Raw genomic sequence first — 17760 nt, 5'->3', positions numbered from 1 at the left:
AGATACAACCTTGTTATGGTTAGTTAAAAATCTACTATTTTTCATTCAACGCCTGTAATCTTGCCGTGACCGATTAAGCGCCATCTAGAACCTATCTGGCGTGAAATAGCTATTCTATCGCCTTCCTCAGCGCAGATCGGCACTTTTAAGTCGAGCTTGACGTTCTTACCTGCCTGTGTAACAAAGCCTGCTGACTTCCCTGTACCTACGTTGATCATCAAAGGCTCGTGCTCCTTGATGTTCTCAATCTCTTTATCGTCTTCAGATCCAACAAGACTTTCCATGAGCTCTGCCTCTAGCTCTATATTGTAAGTTGTATCTGGAAGAGTCCCCTTAAGGCCTAAAACGTTTCCTTCAAGGCCATCGGACTTCGTCATCGATGGATCAAGCTTTGTTTCGACTCCTAGAAGGCCTCCAGGCCTTCCTTCGTCCACGATATCGTTTCCGTGGATTATATTTTCTACAGTTGTTGTGACTGTCTCCCATTTTTCCTCGCCGACTTTGCGGCCTGGTTTCAGTTCTATTTCATCTTCGGGCTCAAGTTTTCCACGTGTGAGGCTTCCGCCAACTACTCCTCCGCTGACTTCTTCAGGTAGCTGTCCTGGCTTGTTGATATCGAATGATCGTGCGACAAGCATCTTTGGATCGGCTTCCAGATCTCTTTCTGGTGTAGGGATTTCCTCATCAACTGCCTCCAGAAGAGCATCTATATTGATTTCGTGCTGTGCCGATACAGGAATGATAGGTGCGTCTTCGGCTACTGTGCCTTCGACAAAGTCTTTTATCTCGTTATAATTTTCACGTACCTGCTCCTTGTCCACGAGATCGATCTTGTTCTGGACAATAACTATGTTCTCTATTCCTATGATGTCAAGAGCTGCCAGATGTTCGCGCGTCTGTGGCTGAGGACACTCTTCGTTAGCGGCAATAATTAGAACAGCACCGTCCATGATTGCGGCACCGGAAAGCACGTTAGCCATCAATGTTTCGTGGCCTGGAGCATCAACAAGAGAAAGCGAACGAACTGTCTCGCCGTCTCCATCAACGTTCAGGTTTCCTTCATCGTCTCTGTAGTATGTGACGTCAGCGTATCCAAGCCTGATCGTGATGCCTTTCTTCAGTTCTTCGCTGTGCTCATCAGTCCATTTACCGGAGAGAGCTCTGGTAAGAGTTGTCTTTCCGTGATCAACGTGCCCTACAAGGCCTACATTCACTTCGGGTAGTTCTTTATTCATGATTTATTCTTCTTCAAGAAGCTCTTCAACGGGTTTATCCCCTGCCTCAACAACTTTTGTATTAAGCTGCTGGATCTCCTGCGAAACAGTATCTCCACGTACAGATTTCCGCTTCCTTACACCGTCAACATCTTCACGGATGCCTGTACCTTCTTTCAGTAGAACCTTTCTTCTCTCAGCACCTTCCATTGACTTCTTCATAGGGAAGCCCTGCTTATCGCTACCGCCAGTAACTTCAAGCTTGTAACCATCAAGGCCTAGAACTCCTCCTTCAAAAGTCTCGCCGATTTTCTTACCTACAAGCTGAGATGTTTCTTCAATTTCTTTCTGGAATGTTTCGCCGTCCTGTGTTCCAACTGTAATCTGCATAATTTGATTCACCTTTGCTCAGTCCAATAATCCTGAAGATATCTTTCCGAGCATGAACAAGATGACCTGTAAAACTTTATGAAACCCTCCGCCATCTCCAACCTTTCTCTTTCTACAGAGCGTTTTTTATTCAAACACAGACCATCAAGAACTTATGCGGAGAGGCCTATTGATGGGGGTGCTTGGAAGATTCCTGCAGATATACGCAGTCCTTACTTTTCTCCCTGCAGTTCTTACACTTGTATACCCTGAGAAAGCTCTCAACTTCTACCTTTTCACAGGAACGTCTCTTCTGAGTCTTGTAGCAGGAACATTGATGCATCGTTACGGATCTACTGGAGATCCCTCTGTCCAGGAGGCCATCATACTTACCTTGCTTGGATGGGCCTCGGCGATACTTCTGGGATCGATACCGCTGACAGAATACCTTCCTGTGGCCGATGCTATTTTTGAAGCAGCTTCAGGCCTCACAACAACAGGCATATCCATTTTTTCTGCACCAGAAAATCTTCCGCACTCGATACTTTTCTGGAGAAGCTTCATGCAATGGATAGGAGGCCTCGGCATACTGACATTTTTCATAGCAGTACTGAAGCAGTCAGGAGGTATTTCACAGCGGCTTTTCTCCGCAGAAGCTCATAAAACAGATCCAGGAAGCATAAGGCCTTCGCTCAAGAAATCAGTAATCGATCTGTGGAGAGTATACGGATTCCTTACGACGCTTCTAATAGGCCTGTTCGTTGCATCAAAGATGCCTGTATTCCAGGCAGTTATACACGCTTTCTCAACACTTTCAACAGGAGGATTCTCCACTCAGGGAGCAAGCTTCGCAGTATACACGCCACAGATACAGGCCATTTCAACGCTTTTCATGCTTCTTGGAGGAATCAACTTCGTAATACTTTACAGAGTACTTAGATCAGATTACAGGCCTCTGAGAAACAACTCGGAATTCAAGTTGTATCTCTCCATATTCGCTGTTGTTACAGCAGTACTGACATTCGATTTAATCGGTAAAACAGCTGATCCTGTGCTCCATGGAGCTTTCCAGAGTGCAGCATTCATATCCTCCACAGGATTCGCCACTATAGATATCATGGTAGCTGCACCGGCAGTACAGATCATGCTCCTCGCAGTCATGTTTGTAGGAGGATCAGTAGGATCTACAGCAGGAGGCCTCAAAATATTCAGGATAAAAACAATGCTGGAGATGCTGAAAACTAGATTAAAGGCCTATTCTCTCCCTGATACAGCTGTAAATAAAGTTAAGATAGATGGGGAGATACTTGATAGTTCAACAGTCAAGACTGTATCGGTGCTTTTCTTTACGTGGATATCAGTTTCTTTTCTGATAGCTATCTCGCTTGTAGGCCTTGAAGGATACAGTTTCAAAGGCGCTGTATCTGTAGCTTTCTCAACTATAGGGAATATGGGGCCGATATTCACCGATTCGCTTCTTTCAGAGGCCTCTGTAGTCTCTAAAATCATTCTTACAGTGGCAATGGTGGCAGGTAGACTGGAGATGCTGCCGGTTCTGGCAATATTTAATAGGAGCACAATCAAAGACTGATACAATGTATGTAGTAGTAGCCGGGATAAACTCGATGTCGAAAAGACTCGTGAAGAAGCTGGAAGGAAATCACGATGTAGTCGCAGTAGATGCAGATAAAGATAAATGCGACAGACTCTACTCCTCAAGCGGAGCTACAGTCATAAATAAATCTCCTACAACTATCTCGGCGCTTGAAGATGCAGGTATAGAAAAAGCAGACGTTCTTATAGCAGCTGAAAAAGAAGATAACGAAAACATGGTTGTATGCACACTGGCCAAAAAATACGGAGTGCCGAAAGTAGTAACACGAGTTGAAGACGACGAATACGTTGACGCCTTCCAGATAATCGATGCACAGCCGATAAGCCACAACGATATACTTCTATCAGAGTTCCTCTCAACTGTAGAGCACCCGTATCTCGTCAAACTCGCCAACCTGAAAGGAGACCTTGAACTTGTAAAGGCCTCTGTAAAGGAAAGCTCAGAACTGGAGGACAGAACAGTAGACGAGATCGAGAAGATGAAGAAATTCCCACAGTCCTTCGAAATCACATCTGTACTTAGAGATGAAGAAAAAGTAGAAGACGTCGAACTCAGAGAAAACGACCAGCTTATCATGATAGGCCCTGAAAAAGACAAGGAAAAACTTGACAGCTTCTTCCAGAGCCAGTAAATCCATAAAATCAGGCCTCCAAAATATTCTCTGTGACAGCGATAGTCTGGATCCGCAGATCCCTGAGAGAATACGACAATACAGCACTTGTAGAGGCCTCGAAAAAACACGATGAAGTAATCCCTTTCTACGTAGTGGATGATAACTACTTCAAAAAAGCCTCCCTCGGCTATCCAAGAGTTAAGTTCTGGCACGATGCGTTACAGAATTTCAAGGAAAAACTTGGAGGCGAAGAGAGTAAAGATCTTGTAGTCAGGAAAGGAAAGCCGCTGGAAGAACTGGAAAAAATAGTAGATGAAGTCGATGCAGATGCAGTATACCACAACAGGGATTACACGCCGTATAGCAGAGAAAGAGACGAGAAAATCGAAGAAGGCCTTAATGTTCCAGTCAAAACTTTCAAAGACATCGTCATGTCCGAGAAGGAAGAAATTTTAACGAATTCAGGTACTCCTTACAAAGTCTACACTTACTACAGCAAGAAATGGTTCAAAAAAGAGCATAGAAGGCCTCAGGACGTCGAAGAATATGAAGTTCCTGATGTCGAAAGCGATGAAATTCCTTCGCTGAAAGAGCTAGGATTTGAAAGGCCTGAAGATTTTGAATGGAACTGGGATCCTTCGAGAGAAGGCGCAAAAGACAGGATAGAGGCCTTCAAGGACAAGATATGGAACTACGACGAGAACAGAGACTATGCCTGGAAAGACTCCACGAGTAAGCTTTCTCCGCATCTCAAGTTCGGAACTGTTTCGATCAGAGAGGTGTTCTGGGAGGCCGAAAGAATGAAAGCCAGAAATCCCAACGACGATACTTCGGGCATCAAGACCTGGCAGGAAGAGCTAGCGTGGCGCGACTTCTACATGCAGGTACTCTGGAACTGGCCGGAGTCAGCGGAGAGGCCTTTCCTAGAACAGTACGAGGAAATCGAATGGAGGAGTAAAGAAGAGGCCAAGGAGGACTGGAAGGCCTTTATCAACGGCAAGACAGGTTATCCGTTTGTCGACGCCGGTATGCGTCAGTTGAAGAAGACGGGATGGATGCACAACCGTCTACGTATGGTTGTCACAAGCTTTGCATGCAAGGATCTGTGGCTGGACTGGAAGGACCTGCATGAGTTCTTCAACGAGAATTTTGTGGATGCAGAGATCGCCTCAATGATAGGAGGGATCCAATGGGCCTATTCAATCGGTACCGACGCCCAGCCGTACTTCAGAGTCTTTAATCCGTTTTCTCAGGGAGAGGACTACGATCCTGATGGCGAGTACATCCGGAAATGGGTGCCGGAGCTGGAAGACGTTCCCGATGAACATATTCACAGGCCTCACGAGATGAACAAGCTCCAACAGGAGGATTGCGGTGTCGAGATCGGTGAGGATTATCCAAGGCCTATCGTTGATCACGATGAGAAAAGAAAGACTGCGATCGAACGTTTTGAGGAAGTCAGGGACGAGGATTAAAAATTAGGCCTTCGAGTTGAGTGATATGGATCCGGGGATTATGCTGGCGCTTGGTGTGGCACTTATCAAGGGCTATCAGGCGATTTACCAGCGGAGGAACGCTCTTGGAACTGATGAGTTCATCACGGCCTGGAGTTCAAGAGCTTTCGGTGTGCCGGTGCTTTTAGCTGCTATACTTTTCTACGGTGTGCCGGATCTAGGCCTCCAGTTTTTCCTTATGATTGTTCCACAGAGCCTTGCTATTGCAGCTGCATCTATACTGATTGCAAAGGCCTACAAAGAATCTGATGCATCTATAGTAACTCCTATGTATGCTATATCGCCTATGCTTGTGCTGGTGACTTCATTCCTAATACTTGGGGAAATCCCCAGTGTTTCCGGTGGTATAGGTGTTTTATGTATTGCTCTTGGAGCCTATGCCCTGAAGATAAAAGGTGCGAAAAGTGTTCTGGAGCCGGTGAGAAAACTCTGGCAGGAAAGAGGAGTACAGCTCATACTTGTAGTATTACTGATTTACTCAATAACGGCCAACACTGATAAGATCGGAGTAGGCCTTTCTTCGCCCGTGATGTGGCCTCTGGCAGTATACAGTCTTTCATCGATATTCCTGATGCCTGTCATGATGCGAAAATCCGATGACTGGAAAAAACAGGTGAAAACCGAATGGAGGCCTCTGGCACTTCTTGGTGTACTTGGAGCAGTCGCAATAATCCTGCAGATGACAGCGATCAACACTACACTGGTCTCCTACGTAATATCGATAAAACGCCTCAGCATACCGCTCACAGTAGTATTCAGCTACTTCATGCTCGACGAAAAAGAAAGCTTCAGAGAAAGAATAATAGGCTCAGGCCTGATGGTACTCGGAGCAATACTCATCTCAATATAACTTAACTTACTCCAGCGCAGCATCAGCAAACATGTTATTTCTGGAAGGACTATCAGGAGTCAAATCATGTATAACCTCTTCCAAGGCCTCCTCAGCACTTCTATCATCCGCTCCCTCAACATCATACATGTGAACGCCCTGATAAAAATCACTGAGGCCGTCAGCAACTTCCACAGCAAGGCCTGAAAGAGAATCGACGCTGTCAGTGCCGTAGCCTCCTATATCGGGATCAATAACTGCAGTTCCCTCGCCACGGCCTCTCTCATGCTCAATTCTTACATAATCTGCAACATCATCTCCGGCTGCATCAAGAAGATCACCGTAGGTACGATCCAGGCCTGTCATATTACTACTGTATAGTGACTAAAGTTTTTAAGCTTTTTGTTTCTTCTATGTTTTCTCCGTTTTTATCCGTTTAAACACGGCCTCGACTGGATAATCGAAATAATTTACTTAAACCTGCACTACTCAACTTTTTCTAGTGATAAGTATCAAAGGCCAGAAAGCGCTCAAAGTAGCAATCACTCTAATTTTCACAACACTAGTAATCGGAAACGCAGCAGCACTTGACTGGGATTCCCCTTCTAATGCTGATACAGTCATAGGTTCTGATTACACTCTTAACGTAACACATGAGTCAGGAACAGGTTCAGAAGTGATTTTCTATTGGAGCGATCAAGGCCAGGACGACTGGACGCAGTTTGATACAGATAGTTCCCCAGAAAGTTACTCTGGGGGGGATAGAAATTACTGGACAGCACAGTTGAGTGATGAAGGTAGTGGGCAGTATACTATTAGAGCTAATCTCACAGACGGTACCAGTGAGATTGAGCTAGCCGAGATTGATCTAACAAAAGATCAGGGCCCTCCATCTGTTTCTCTTCAAGATGGTGATTTGGATTTTGTCAGTGACAATCCTTCTATAACTGTTTTAGCTGAAGATGAATACAGCAATATTGATGATCTATCTGCATATGCAGATAATACAGATATTCTTGATGAAAAGGATGTTGACTGTTCGTCCGGAAGTAGATGTCTCAAAGAATTTGACTTGGATACTGATAATCTTAATATCGGGTACGAAATTTCTCTCAATCTTGAGGCGGTTGATCAAGTAGGTAACTCTGGAGAGTCTAATCCAACTTTAACTTTCGATAATGAATTCCAGGCGGATGATCCTGAATTTACTGTTGAGGATGCTGACGGCGATAATGTTGATCTGAACGGGGATGTAGGCCTTGATGTAACTGTAGGGAATATTGATGAGGAGGAGAGCGATGTGCAGGTGAAGTGTCTTGTAGACGGCGATGAAGTTTCTACAACTGACTGGGATGATGAGGAAGATTTCTCATGTGAGATTCCTTCTGAGGAAGTCGATGATGATACAGTAGACGTGAGTGTAGAGGCCTGTGATCGTGCAGGTAACTGTGCGGAGTCTGATGAAAGATTTTATACTTTTGATTCCTCTGATCCTGTGCTTGAAAATTTTGAGGCAGCAAGGGATTACAAAGTTTACAGTGATGATTTTGATGTTACTTACGAGGCCTCTGACTCGGCTTCTGGAGTTCAGGAGCTGGAGTATTTCTTCTACGCTGGTACAAGCGAAGGAGATGGAAATACTGTTGAGTACGATGGGGAAGGGCGTTTCACTGTTGATACTGCTTTGCTTGACAGTGAGGATACTCAGCAGACTGTCTATGTCCGTGCGCGTGATCGTGTGGGGCACTGGAGTGATGTGAGATCTATTGATTTCGAGTACCATCCTGATGCGACACCAAGGATTGCTCTGGAGGCCTCTGATAATTTTTCGGTAGAGGCTGGAAGCACAGGAAATATTGATGTTGTAGTTGAGAATACAGGGAAGCTTCTTGTAGAATCTGTTGAAGTAACGGCTTCTTCGCAGCTTTTCGAAGGCACAAAGACTGTTGAAGGCCTAGAGGAAGGTGATTCAGCTAATGCAGAGTTCGAGATCTCTCCTTCCGAGAATCAGACAGGCCTCTGGAATGCAACTTTTGAGTCTGATAGTCCTTCGGCTTCTGATTCGGTGGAGATTCTTGTGAAGGCTAACAGCGCTCAGAGGGAGAAAGTTGATAGCAGGATTGAGACTTATTCTTCCCGCTTAGCGGAGATTGAGTCAAATATTTCCAGCCTTCGAAGTTCCGGTATCAACGGGGAGCTTGATAGTTCTCTTGAATCCGGGACTTCAGAATTCGTGGAGATGGTGGAGAGAGCTGAGCAGTTCCAGGAAAGCGGCGAGTATCATAGAGCGCTTTCAGTTGTTGAAGGCCTTGAGTCAAGCTATCAGTCAGCTTCTTCAACTGTAGAAGAAGTGAAAAAACAGCATGAATCCAACGAGTTCCGACAGACATTGATGATGATGTTGCTAGGCCTTGTGATTATAGGCGGTGCAGGAGGAGCATTCCTGTATACAAGCGACAGAAGAGATCTTGATCTTCAGATTCCTAGAGGCCTTGAATTGCCTCAGATTCCTGCCGTTTCAGCATTTTCGGAGAAGATTGAAGCTGCTGTAGACAGGTTCCGAGATAAGATGGCTGAAGAGGAGGAGAAAGCTGAGGAGGCCTTTGAAGGCTTCCACTGAAAATTTTTCTATATTATTTTTTCTGTTCCTTCGAATCTTTCCTTTATCAGGCCTTTGTCACGGATGTTCCATATTATCTGTGATATCTCATCAGAGTAGTTCTCGTTTTTGGCTGCTTTCCCTGCTGCATCGTCGATAAGCAATTGTATCTGTGGATCATCTCTTATCTTCTGAAGTATTTCTGGATTGGCACGTGTGTCGTTAAGGTAGTTGGATACGGCAGGCTGTGTCACGTCCAGTTTGTTCGCTATCTCCCGCTGTATGAGGCCGTAGTCGTCCTTCAGTTCTTTTGCGATCATACTTCTGATAGCGGGCAGTACTTCCTCCGAGACAACTTCGACCTCAAATCTCATAACGGTGTTTTATCAGTGAAATCTTTTAATCTCTCACCGCTGCGAAAGATACTTCACAGTAAGTAAAGCATTCTTGAATATGCCGGAGATGACTGTAGAGAGGCCTGATACTGATGAGCTCTTCGAATGGGTTGTAGAGAATTCTTATGCACACGATGAGGCTGAGATTGCACTGGATGTAACAGGACAGGGAAGAGTAGTTGAGGCCTCCAGCGTTGAACGGTTGATGCCTCGCCTGGACAATCTCCAGATCGCAGGAGTGTTCAGAGATGGCGGACAGCTTGATGGTGGTGTTCTGGACAGTAGAAAAAATACTGTGTCAGCCAGTAAAGGTGAAAGGCACGCCGAGTTTTACAGGGAGTTCTTCGGAGCAGATTCTGATAATGTTGATTTTTTCTCGGCTCCGCTGAAACTTGCCAATCTTGATGCATGTCTTGAAGAGGTCAGAGATGTGGATCAAGGCCTGAGAACTCATCCCGAGTTCCGAAGTGAGAACGTCCGTATGGACACAGGATTTGAAAACAGGTACATCGAATCAGATGAACTGCTTCAGGCCTACAGCGACTTCGAGGATCAGCTTGGATTCCAGATATTTTTCACGTACACCGGTGATCCGGAGGCCTCTGAACAGTACAGAGAGTTCCAGTCAGAAAATACTTTGAATCCTGTCGACGTGGACGGGGTTACAGGAGTAGTCTGTATAGGACGCGATGAGGAAACAGTCGTCTACACTGCCGGGCCTAAAGATCTTGAGGTCGAGATGCCTAGATTCCCGGGCTACAGTCAGGATGCTCCTGAAGTAAAAGGCCTTGAAAATCTTGTTTAGAAACTGTCGATAAAAATAGAGGGGAAAAGTTGAGGCCTCTAGTGGTCGGCCTGCTGTACGTCTCTCGAAAGCTTTTCGATATCCGCTGCCAGTGCATCCAGTTTTCGTGATACTCTCTCTTTTTCCTGGATGATGTTCTCCACTTTCTCGTATTTCCTTGCGGCGCGATCAAGATCATGTTTCTCGACGTACGCTGCCTCGGTGTCCATCATTTTTTCGATTACTTCGTCTGCGATTTCACCTAGCAGGAGATTCAATCCGTAATAAACATTTGAACGGACGTACTGGCCTTCTGAGGCCTCTTCTCTTACCATTCTCTTGATTCTTGCGTGGGTGAAAGGCAGATCTGCAATTTCAACGTCTTCAGGTACTTCAACCATTGATTATCACGGAAAAAATTGCGTCTAGAAGCTTTTAAGCCTTTCTAAGGCGTGGTGACGGTATCGATCAATCATAAAGGACAGATATAAAATCTTTCAGAACAGTACAAGTCTTATGATAGAAGATCCTGTCGCCGGCCTTAATATAATCGTTAAGCTACTTACAGCGGTTGTACTCGTCTTTCTAGCGATTCTGCTGTATAGAATTGACAGGATAATTGCCTCATGGGTGAAGTCCTCGGAAAGTATAGAGCAGGCCTTTGAAAATGTTGAGGAGGCCTCTGAAACAGTCCGTGACTTCGTATCTCTTGTTGACAGAATCCCGTTCGTCGGCAGGAAAAGGAAAAAGAAGAGGGATGTCGAGGTGGAAGAAGCTTGAACGACTTTCTTGAAGCCATAAATAATAGCAAGAATGATTCCGAGGCCTCTGATACAGAGGATGAGGATCCAAGCAGGGAGCGTTACAACGAGGTCAAACAGGAAGAAGCAGATGTTGAAAAGAAGACTCCTGCAGAGAAGAGGTATAACCGTTTGAAGGAAGAGACGAAGAAGGAGCTGGTGGAAAGTAATGAAGAGGCCTCTGATGAGGAACAGGATGAAGATGAAGGCCAAGAAGGTTTTATAACGCACTAGATTTTGTATTTTACTGTGGAGATAGATAGAGTACCTCGGATAGCGAAGTATCTCTCCCTGGTTTTTCTTGTTGGATGGCTGGGGCGGAGCACGGTATGGAACTTCCTGCCGATATATTTCGAGCAACATATGAGCGTATTTCTGGTCGGTATAGCCACGTCGATACCTGCTTTACTTACTATAATGCTTGATATTCCTACAGGTAATCTTGTTCAGAGAGCAGGAGAAAAAGTTGTTATCTTTCTGGGCCTTATCACGGCAGCATTCCCTCCTCTGTTCTACTACTTTGCTATACCGGTGATGCTGGTCCTTGGAAAAATATCTGAAGGTCTCTGCAAGGCCTTTATCTGGAATGGCAGCTGGAGCCTCTCCCTGAAAAGTTCTGACGATGATGTGGAGTCTGAAACTGTTTCAGTGTTTCTACTGGGCGTTAATCTTGCAGTGATAATAGGTCCTGTTATAGGAGGATTTCTGATAGCATCTCGTGGCTTTTCACTAACTTTCGGCCTATGGGTATTCACTTCAACACTTGCAGTCTTGATTTATCTCTCCTACATCGGTATAAACACTAAAGAATCACTTGTAGACTCTGTAGAGGAAGTTCTACATAGAAAAACGTATTCAGATGACTGGCATCACCTCAAAGACAACTGGAAGCACCTGAGACTGCCTTTCAGCCTGGTATTCCTGTACTCTATAATCTTCTCTTTCTACTGGGTAGCCATCCCGCTCTTGCTTGACAAGGTTTCAGGAGACTTTGCGGTTATGGGACTGATTTTCGGTGTCGCGGCTCTACCAAAGGCCTTCCAGTTCATCTTCGGAGAACTTGCTGACAGAATAGGACAGCTCAAAACTATAGGCCTTCTCAGCCTGTTTTTGACGCCTGTTCTTGTAGCCATGAACTTCCTCTCCGGCACTCTGGTGATTGGTGCATTCTTCTTCATCGCACGCCTTCTATCATCAGGTATGTCGCCTGCTATACACGCAATGTTCGACTCAAGAGTACCTGACGAAGTCGAAAGCGAAATGGTAGGATTCAATGAACTTTTCAAGCATTCAGGACAGGTAATAGGCCCGATTCTGGCAGGAACAGTATCTTCGATCTGGAGTGTCAATGCTTCATTCTTCGCCGCAGGCCTTATCTCGGTTATTATACTTGGTGTAACGGCCTATAATCTGCGCTAGAGCTTTCCTATTTCCGGGAAGTCGAAGAGGCCTGCTTCGCGTGATACAGCGATAGCTTTCAGGCCTTTCACATCAACTTTCTCTTTTAGTATAGGCGATAGAAGCTCTCTCTGAGGTGTCTCGTTTATACGCGTGCCGCTGGAGATGTTGGAGAATGCTGGCAGAACAATGATGTTTTTGCCGTCTTCTGTTTCTCCGTAAAGAAAGCAATCAACTTTCTCTACTACACCTATCTCATCTTTCAGTGAAAGTGATGGATGCTCATGACCTATAACAACTGTACTGTACTCCAGGCCTTCCTCTATTTCCTCTATCTTTCTGTCTCCATGGACGAAAAGTACGCCATCCTCCAGATAGTAATCGTGCATCTCAAGGCCTTCATCCTCTACAGTTTTCTCAATGAACTGGTCGTGGTTGCCCTCTACAATTATAGCTTCGTTAAAGCGTCTTTTCAGGTGCTGGACAAGTTTCTTGACTTCTTCTTTTTCACTGTAGTAACTCTTTCTGAACTCGTTCTTCAGGTCGCCGTTCACAAGTACCCGGGAGGCTCCTGTACTGCTTCGAGCCTTCTCGATCTCCTCCAAGACATCGTCAAGATTGAACTTCGGCACGTAACCTCCTTCCGAGGTCATACTACCTTCCAGGCCCAGATGAAGATCGGATAAAACAAGAAGATCAAGATCCGGGTGGTAAAGTGCAGGAATACTATCTACTGTTTCAAAGTCTTGGATATCCATTACTAGTTGTTGAGTTTTTCCCAGATGCTTAAAAGCACCTGGAAGATATCGTCCTCTGTAGAGGCCTGTATAAATTCTGCACCGTTCCGCCTGGAAATCTCTTCCAGCTCCTGCACATGTTCCTCCATCTTGCTACGGTAGTCCTGCCGTGTCTTCCGTGAAAGAAAAGTCCTCAACTTCGAGGAAGACTCGGGATCCTTCAGAATTTTATCTCCTTCAAAATCGGGATCAAGCTCGGAGGAATCAAGAACATTGACTATGATCGGTTTTGTATGCTTCAAACTTTCGATACCGGCCTCTACTTTTTCAGGATCAGCCAGGAAATCTGAGAAAATTATAACTGCGGACTCGTTCTGAATCCTGTCACTATACTCTGTGATACAGTCCTCTATACGGCTTTCAGGAGTTTTACGCGTATTGTTCAGAACCTCAACAAGCTCGCTGATATTGTTTGTACGCCTCCCGGAGGAAATATTCGTCAATGTCTCGGAGAAAATCGAGTAGTTGAACTTGTCGTTAGTATTCATACTCATCTTCGCAACCCCGAGTCCAAGCTTTGCGGAGAACTCGTACTTGTTCACATTCCCGTAATCCATCGAGCTACTTCGATCAAGAAGAATATGTATGTTCAAACGCCGCTCTTCCTCGAAACGCTTCACGAAAAAATCTTTTGTACGGGCATAGGCCTTCCAGTCAATCTTCCTGATATCATCACCAGGAATGTACTCTTTATGGTCCTTGAATACCATTCCCTGGCCTGTCTGAGGGCTTTTATGCTCTCCACTCTGTATACTGGAGGCATTACGTTTTAATGCCAGCTGAAATCTTTCCAGCTCCTCGAGGTAATCTAGTTGAATCATACGCGGTTCGTAATATTTTCAATGACTTGATCTGCATCCGGGCCTTCCTTCTCGGCCTGGAAAGTCAGGCCTATCCTGTGCCTGAGAACGGGTTTTGCCATTTCGTTGATATCCTGGTTTGAAACATGGTTTCTGCCCTCCACAAGAGCTTTAGCTTTTCCAGCAAGTATCAACTGGATTGAGGCCCTTGGAGAGGCACCATAATCTAATTTATCATTTTTACGTGTTCTCTTGACTATCCTTATAGCTCTGTCACGTATGTCGTCTGCGATAGGGACTTCTCTTGTGAACTCCTGCATCTTTGTCACAGAGGCCTGTGATACTACCTGGTTAAGTTCTGGAGAAAAGTCAAGTTCGTTTGTGAAACGGTTTACGATCTCTCTTTCCTCGTTTGTGTCAGGGTAGTCCAGATGTATCTTCATCATGAAACGGTCTCTCTGGGCCTCTGGAAGCGGATATGTTCCCTCCTGTTCCAGCGGATTCTGCGTGGCGATAAGGAAAAACGGTGTATCAAGATTGTAGCTCTGATTTCCTACTGTTACCTGCTTCTCCTGCATAGCTTCCAGTAATGCGGACTGTGTTTTCGGAGTAGCTCGATTGATTTCGTCCACCAGCACCATGTTCGCAAATATAGGGCCTTTCTGGAAGACAAAGTCTGTACTTGTCTCAGTCTCCTCGATTATATGTGTCCCTGTGATATCGCTAGGCATAAGATCCGGTGTAGCCTGTATACGGGAGAAATCCAGGCCTATAACGTTGGAAAGAGTATGTACCATCTTCGTCTTTCCCATACCAGGATTTGATTCAAGCAGAATGTTTCCATCACAAAGTATCGAGGCGATGACCTGGTCTATCACCTCCTCCTGTCCAACTATAACCTTGCCGATCTCGTTCTTAATCTCCTCGATTTTCTGATTCAACTTCCTGTACTTCTCGGCATTATCCACGGTCCCTACAAGGCTCATACCTTAACAATACTCTTCTAGATTTAAATTCCTATTCAGAGGCCTCGATTTCCCGCAAGGCGTTGCTGTACTGCTTCGCCAGTTCACGATCCTCACCAAGGCCCTGTCTGGACGACTCTACAGTGAAGTCTTCGCTGCCTGAACTGAATGAGAACTGCTGATCAGAGGCCTTTCCGTTGCCGGAGATCTCGAACTCCAGATCCCTCTGCTCGACATCGATATCGGATGGTTCGCCAAGAATATTTGATCCGTTCCTTACATCCAGTTCACTCGTGTTTTGACCTGTTTCAGTACCTGGAAGTTCAAAGTCTGAAGGCACGATTTCTCCGCTGGGACCTTCTATCTGGAAATCCGCAAGGCCTGAAGCAAGAGTAAGGAAACTGAGTATTCCGATGGCCATGACTTTCTTGATTATCTCCTGGCTTGGTATAATACTTTCTGATGTCACGTTTCTGGCACGATCTACAAGCTCATCGAATAGGGCCTGTGACGCGATATTCTTGCGGTCGATATTGTCGCGCGCAGTTCTCAGTATCTCATCCAGCTCGGGATTTTTCTCCTCGTAAAGCTCTACATTATATTTTCTGACACGGTAAATAAGATCTCCAAGGAAAAAAGCTCCTGTAAGGCCTACAAGTATGTGAAAATTCGAGTAAGGGCCTGTTATCTCCAGATTGAAGACGTAAAGAACAAGATTGAATCCAAGGAAGAACATTATGGAGTCTAGACATGCCTGAAGGATGTTCACCTTCACGAACTCGATTTTCAGCCGCCGGAGAAGTTTCTCTACTTTCATGATTTAGCTGAAACCACGTGCCTCGCATTCTTCGAACGAGCTTGCTGATTCATTTAGATCGCTGCATACGAGCTCAAGACTGAAAAGCAGCTCATCTCTTTCAGTTTTGACCTGTTCAAGAGAGCTGTTTGTCTCCTCGAATCTCTCTCGCCAGCTATCTCTTTCGTTACGGGCCTGTTGAAGATCGTCTTCAAGGCCTGATATCTCGCTGTTTTTGGATTCTCTCACGTTTTCAAGTGTGGTGCTGAGATTTGATATCTCGCTGTTCAATCTGTCTCTGGTGTCTCTTAGACGTGTAATATTCTGCTGGGCCTGTTCCAGCTCTGCCTCTGTGTCCTTTAACTGGGTGCTGAGATTATCTTTTGTTCCTACAAGCTCTCCAAGCTCCTGCTGGTACATGACTGACAGGCCTGCAAGTATTGCAAGCACCATAACTGTTGTAACAAGCAGGAACGGATTCAGTTTTCTTTTAAGCAGTTTGTCTCTCATCTTTTTTCCCCTTCAATCTAGGAGGCCTCTTGGACTGTTTATTATCGTGGAGGTTTATTATTTACTGGTTTGCCGGAATTTTAAGTAGTATTTAATACCATACTTCAAATGTGTCAGACTCAAAAGATCATCCGGGTTTTGGATATGTTTTCAAGACCTCTAACGGTTCGCCGTGGGAAAAAGCTGTACGCAGCGGCAAGATCGAGACCTTGGAGGATGTAAGGAGTGATGATGGTCCAGGATCGATAAAAGGTCTGATGGGAGAGCAGTGGAAGTCGATCAAGGTAAAGTCCAATACACGTGGAGGAGTCCCTTATGGGATGGTTATTAATTCTGTTGACAAGTTCGCTGATGATCTTAACTATACTGCCGAAAAGGTTGAGGAAAGTGTTTATGTCTCTCCTGACAGCCAGTTGCATAATCAGTTGATGCAGCAGCATCAGAATGCGGAGCAACGTGTAAAAGAGACTAAGCGTAATCTTTCGGAGCTTCTGAAACAGAAGCATATGCTTGAACATGATATAAGGAAGCTCCGTTCCCGCATAGAGGACATCGAGGAAGGGAACGAAACCCGGATAAAGGCTGACTTCGTCGAACTGGTTGATGGAGCCGGTGCTTCGGGAGGCCAGGGAGGCGATAGAGCTTCTCTTAAGTTCCTGCGTGATCAGAATCTGTATCCTTCTATAGTCGCTGACTTCAACGAGATGGATTCCACGGAGGATCTGATGTCTGCCGAGGATAAGGCAAAGAAGTACGAGGATAAGGATGAAGAGGATCTGGAGGATGGAAAGCTTGCTCATCTTCCAGCGAACGTTAAGGCGATTCTGAAGAAGAAGTATGCGATGTACGAGAAATGGAAGGACATGTACGGCAGTGAGATTCAGAGGAAGCTTGAAGAGCTGAAAGGAGAGCTGAAAGGAATTGAGAGAGCTATAGAAGAGACTGAGGATTATTTGGAGCCGTACGTACGGGATATGGAGATGATTAACAACAAGTCTCAGGAGGAACTGGCCTCTGACATGCGGAGGCATATACAGCTACGGGGATACAGCTCGCTGTTTACTGAAAGAGAATATATAATTTACAGAGGCCTGAAGAATACCGGAGAAGACATAGTTGTAACGGATGATGAGGATGAGATCACTCATTACAGAGTGATTTTTCTGCATCAGGTGCATGCGAACTTGGCCGGTGGTGAGGAGCCGACTGATCCGAAGCAGGGGCCTTCTGTAGCGAAGGTTTTCTGGCATCCGGCGATTGTCGACAAGTTTGTCTTTGAGAATATTTTCAAGGAACGTATTGATGAAGTTGAGAAAGACTTGAAACTGAAGCTTCAGGACTACAAAGGAAATATTGATACCAAGAAAGGAAAGAAACTGAAAGATGCCAGGCATGAAAAAGATATGTCGGTCAGGGAGCTGAGAGAGGCCCTAGAAGAAGAGATTGGCGAGCAAATCCCTCTGGAGGTATCTTCACGTATCAGAAGGGTGGAAGACGGACTGGATGAACTGGATGTTGTATTCAATGATGATCAGTTAAAGGCCCTAGATGAAGTCTTGGACACTGAATTCCACGAGGATTCGGAAAGCGGCGGACCTGATTTCTATCAGGGTATAGAAAGGAAGCTTAAACTCTTTACAGGCCAGGTGGATAAATATCTGGTTGATGAAAGCACAGCATGGGCTGATATGGAGCATGAGATGAAGTTCAGGTACTACTATGATCTGAAGATCGGCTTCGGCCTGTTTACTATGAAGTGATC

20 protein-coding genes are annotated in these 17760 nt (G+C 45.3%); 10 read left to right on the top strand and 10 right to left on the bottom strand.

Features of this window, described 5'->3' with window-relative positions; genetic code table 11:
• Positions 1–41: 41 nt before the first annotated feature.
• Together ACK3SF_RS04700 and ACK3SF_RS04695 are read right to left on the bottom strand one after the other, a co-directional pair.
• On the bottom strand, positions 42–1235 hold the full coding sequence (locus tag ACK3SF_RS04700; protein WP_414837543.1) for a translation initiation factor IF-2 subunit gamma: 1194 nt from the start codon (positions 1233–1235) through the stop codon (positions 42–44).
• Positions 1236–1238: 3 nt separating this feature from the next.
• Complete coding sequence (locus tag ACK3SF_RS04695) at positions 1239–1604, bottom strand: 30S ribosomal protein S6e (RefSeq protein ID WP_414837542.1); 366 nt, start codon at positions 1602–1604, stop codon at positions 1239–1241.
• 172 nt (positions 1605–1776) lie between these two features.
• Here ACK3SF_RS04695 and ACK3SF_RS04690 point away from each other — a divergent pair, with 172 nt between their 5' ends.
• The 4 genes from ACK3SF_RS04690 to ACK3SF_RS04675 are packed head-to-tail and all read left to right on the top strand — an operon-like array spanning position 1777 to position 6175.
• Complete coding sequence (locus ACK3SF_RS04690) at positions 1777–3174, top strand: TrkH family potassium uptake protein (protein WP_414837541.1); 1398 nt, start codon at positions 1777–1779, stop codon at positions 3172–3174.
• Between the two features lie 4 nt (positions 3175–3178).
• Entirely contained in the window at positions 3179–3829 is a 651-nt protein-coding gene (locus ACK3SF_RS04685) for a potassium channel family protein (RefSeq protein WP_414837540.1), read from the top strand.
• A gap of 32 nt (positions 3830–3861) precedes the next feature.
• Positions 3862–5286 carry a cryptochrome/photolyase family protein gene (locus ACK3SF_RS04680; RefSeq protein ID WP_414837539.1) on the top strand — a complete coding sequence of 475 codons (1425 nt, stop codon included), beginning with the start codon at positions 3862–3864 and terminating at the stop codon, positions 5284–5286.
• 25 nt (positions 5287–5311) lie between these two features.
• On the top strand, positions 5312–6175 hold the full coding sequence (locus tag ACK3SF_RS04675; RefSeq protein WP_414837538.1) for an EamA family transporter: 864 nt from the start codon (positions 5312–5314) through the stop codon (positions 6173–6175).
• A gap of 6 nt (positions 6176–6181) precedes the next feature.
• Here ACK3SF_RS04675 and ACK3SF_RS04670 read toward each other — a convergent pair whose 3' ends face one another.
• Positions 6182–6520, bottom strand: coding sequence for a hypothetical protein (locus ACK3SF_RS04670; RefSeq protein WP_414837537.1), 339 nt, complete (start codon positions 6518–6520; stop codon positions 6182–6184).
• Between the two features lie 136 nt (positions 6521–6656).
• Here ACK3SF_RS04670 and ACK3SF_RS04665 point away from each other — a divergent pair, with 136 nt between their 5' ends.
• Positions 6657–8774 carry a hypothetical protein gene (locus tag ACK3SF_RS04665; protein ID WP_414837536.1) on the top strand — a complete coding sequence of 706 codons (2118 nt, stop codon included), beginning with the start codon at positions 6657–6659 and terminating at the stop codon, positions 8772–8774.
• 8 nt (positions 8775–8782) lie between these two features.
• On the opposite strand, the gene ACK3SF_RS04660 is transcribed toward ACK3SF_RS04665, so the two are convergent.
• Positions 8783–9127: a transcriptional regulator gene (locus tag ACK3SF_RS04660; protein ID WP_414837535.1), complete on the bottom strand. Its 345-nt coding sequence runs from the start codon at positions 9125–9127 to the stop codon at positions 8783–8785.
• A gap of 79 nt (positions 9128–9206) precedes the next feature.
• On the opposite strand from ACK3SF_RS04660, the gene ACK3SF_RS04655 reads away from it, so the two are divergent.
• Complete coding sequence (locus tag ACK3SF_RS04655) at positions 9207–9953, top strand: hypothetical protein (RefSeq protein WP_414837534.1); 747 nt, start codon at positions 9207–9209, stop codon at positions 9951–9953.
• A gap of 38 nt (positions 9954–9991) precedes the next feature.
• Here ACK3SF_RS04655 and ACK3SF_RS04650 read toward each other — a convergent pair whose 3' ends face one another.
• Positions 9992–10333 (bottom strand): hypothetical protein, encoded by a 342-nt coding sequence (locus ACK3SF_RS04650; RefSeq protein WP_414837533.1) that lies wholly within the window; start codon positions 10331–10333, stop codon positions 9992–9994.
• A gap of 115 nt (positions 10334–10448) precedes the next feature.
• On the opposite strand from ACK3SF_RS04650, the gene ACK3SF_RS04645 reads away from it, so the two are divergent.
• From ACK3SF_RS04645 to ACK3SF_RS04635, 3 genes are read left to right on the top strand one after another with little or no spacing between them, the layout of a single operon-like run.
• Positions 10449–10712, top strand: coding sequence for a hypothetical protein (locus ACK3SF_RS04645; protein ID WP_414837532.1), 264 nt, complete (start codon positions 10449–10451; stop codon positions 10710–10712).
• Positions 10709–10966: a hypothetical protein gene (locus ACK3SF_RS04640; RefSeq protein WP_414837531.1), complete on the top strand. Its 258-nt coding sequence runs from the start codon at positions 10709–10711 to the stop codon at positions 10964–10966. The genes ACK3SF_RS04645 and ACK3SF_RS04640 overlap by 4 nt, the downstream gene beginning before the upstream one ends.
• Positions 10967–10981: 15 nt before the next feature.
• The gene (locus ACK3SF_RS04635) at positions 10982–12151 is read left to right on the top strand and encodes an MFS transporter (RefSeq protein WP_414837530.1); all 1170 of its coding nucleotides are present in this window, start codon (positions 10982–10984) and stop codon (positions 12149–12151) included.
• Here ACK3SF_RS04635 and ACK3SF_RS04630 read toward each other — a convergent pair.
• The 5 genes from ACK3SF_RS04630 to ACK3SF_RS04610 are packed head-to-tail and all read right to left on the bottom strand — an operon-like array spanning position 12148 to position 15998.
• Positions 12148–12888 (bottom strand): metallophosphoesterase, encoded by a 741-nt coding sequence (locus ACK3SF_RS04630; protein WP_414837529.1) that lies wholly within the window; start codon positions 12886–12888, stop codon positions 12148–12150. The genes ACK3SF_RS04635 and ACK3SF_RS04630 overlap by 4 nt on opposite strands.
• 2 nt (positions 12889–12890) lie before the next feature.
• Positions 12891–13748, bottom strand: a complete 858-nt coding sequence (locus ACK3SF_RS04625; RefSeq protein WP_414837528.1) for a DUF58 domain-containing protein — start codon at positions 13746–13748, stop codon at positions 12891–12893.
• Positions 13745–14713: an AAA family ATPase gene (locus ACK3SF_RS04620; protein ID WP_414837527.1), complete on the bottom strand. Its 969-nt coding sequence runs from the start codon at positions 14711–14713 to the stop codon at positions 13745–13747. The genes ACK3SF_RS04625 and ACK3SF_RS04620 overlap by 4 nt, the downstream gene beginning before the upstream one ends.
• Before the next feature lie 31 nt (positions 14714–14744).
• Positions 14745–15509, bottom strand: a complete 765-nt coding sequence (locus ACK3SF_RS04615) for a hypothetical protein (RefSeq protein ID WP_414837526.1) — start codon at positions 15507–15509, stop codon at positions 14745–14747.
• A gap of 3 nt (positions 15510–15512) precedes the next feature.
• Positions 15513–15998 (bottom strand): hypothetical protein, encoded by a 486-nt coding sequence (locus ACK3SF_RS04610; RefSeq protein ID WP_414837525.1) that lies wholly within the window; start codon positions 15996–15998, stop codon positions 15513–15515.
• Between the two features lie 110 nt (positions 15999–16108).
• Between ACK3SF_RS04610 and ACK3SF_RS04605 the strand changes: the two genes are divergently transcribed.
• Entirely contained in the window at positions 16109–17758 is a 1650-nt protein-coding gene (locus tag ACK3SF_RS04605) for a hypothetical protein (protein ID WP_414837524.1), read from the top strand.
• Positions 17759–17760: the final 2 nt, after the last annotated feature.

Source organism: Candidatus Nanosalina sp. VS9-1 (genome assembly GCF_047555085.1).
Lineage (GTDB): Archaea > Nanohalarchaeota > Nanosalinia > Nanosalinales > Nanosalinaceae > Nanosalina.
This window is presented reverse-complemented; position numbering and strand designations above follow the sequence as displayed.

Excerpts from the sequence above, each read along its gene's own strand:
- ACK3SF_RS04670 (WP_414837537.1), bottom strand. The coding sequence starts at position 6,520 with ATGACAGGCCTGGATCGTACCTACGGTGATCTTCTTGATGCAGCCGGA.
- ACK3SF_RS04615 (WP_414837526.1), bottom strand. The coding sequence starts at position 15,509 with ATGAAAGTAGAGAAACTTCTCCGGCGGCTGAAAATCGAGTTCGTGAAG.
- ACK3SF_RS04645 (WP_414837532.1), top strand. The coding sequence starts at position 10,449 with ATGATAGAAGATCCTGTCGCCGGCCTTAATATAATCGTTAAGCTACTT.
- ACK3SF_RS04625 (WP_414837528.1), bottom strand. The coding sequence starts at position 13,748 with ATGATTCAACTAGATTACCTCGAGGAGCTGGAAAGATTTCAGCTGGCA.
- ACK3SF_RS04675 (WP_414837538.1), top strand. The coding sequence starts at position 5,312 with ATGGATCCGGGGATTATGCTGGCGCTTGGTGTGGCACTTATCAAGGGC.
- ACK3SF_RS04650 (WP_414837533.1), bottom strand. The coding sequence starts at position 10,333 with ATGGTTGAAGTACCTGAAGACGTTGAAATTGCAGATCTGCCTTTCACC.
- ACK3SF_RS04630 (WP_414837529.1), bottom strand. The coding sequence starts at position 12,888 with ATGGATATCCAAGACTTTGAAACAGTAGATAGTATTCCTGCACTTTAC.
- ACK3SF_RS04685 (WP_414837540.1), top strand. The coding sequence starts at position 3,179 with ATGTATGTAGTAGTAGCCGGGATAAACTCGATGTCGAAAAGACTCGTG.
- ACK3SF_RS04620 (WP_414837527.1), bottom strand. The coding sequence starts at position 14,713 with ATGAGCCTTGTAGGGACCGTGGATAATGCCGAGAAGTACAGGAAGTTG.
- ACK3SF_RS04660 (WP_414837535.1), bottom strand. The coding sequence starts at position 9,127 with ATGAGATTTGAGGTCGAAGTTGTCTCGGAGGAAGTACTGCCCGCTATC.
- ACK3SF_RS04610 (WP_414837525.1), bottom strand. The coding sequence starts at position 15,998 with ATGAGAGACAAACTGCTTAAAAGAAAACTGAATCCGTTCCTGCTTGTT.
- ACK3SF_RS04655 (WP_414837534.1), top strand. The coding sequence starts at position 9,207 with ATGCCGGAGATGACTGTAGAGAGGCCTGATACTGATGAGCTCTTCGAA.
- ACK3SF_RS04690 (WP_414837541.1), top strand. The coding sequence starts at position 1,777 with ATGGGGGTGCTTGGAAGATTCCTGCAGATATACGCAGTCCTTACTTTT.
- ACK3SF_RS04695 (WP_414837542.1), bottom strand. The coding sequence starts at position 1,604 with ATGCAGATTACAGTTGGAACACAGGACGGCGAAACATTCCAGAAAGAA.
- ACK3SF_RS04700 (WP_414837543.1), bottom strand. The coding sequence starts at position 1,235 with ATGAATAAAGAACTACCCGAAGTGAATGTAGGCCTTGTAGGGCACGTT.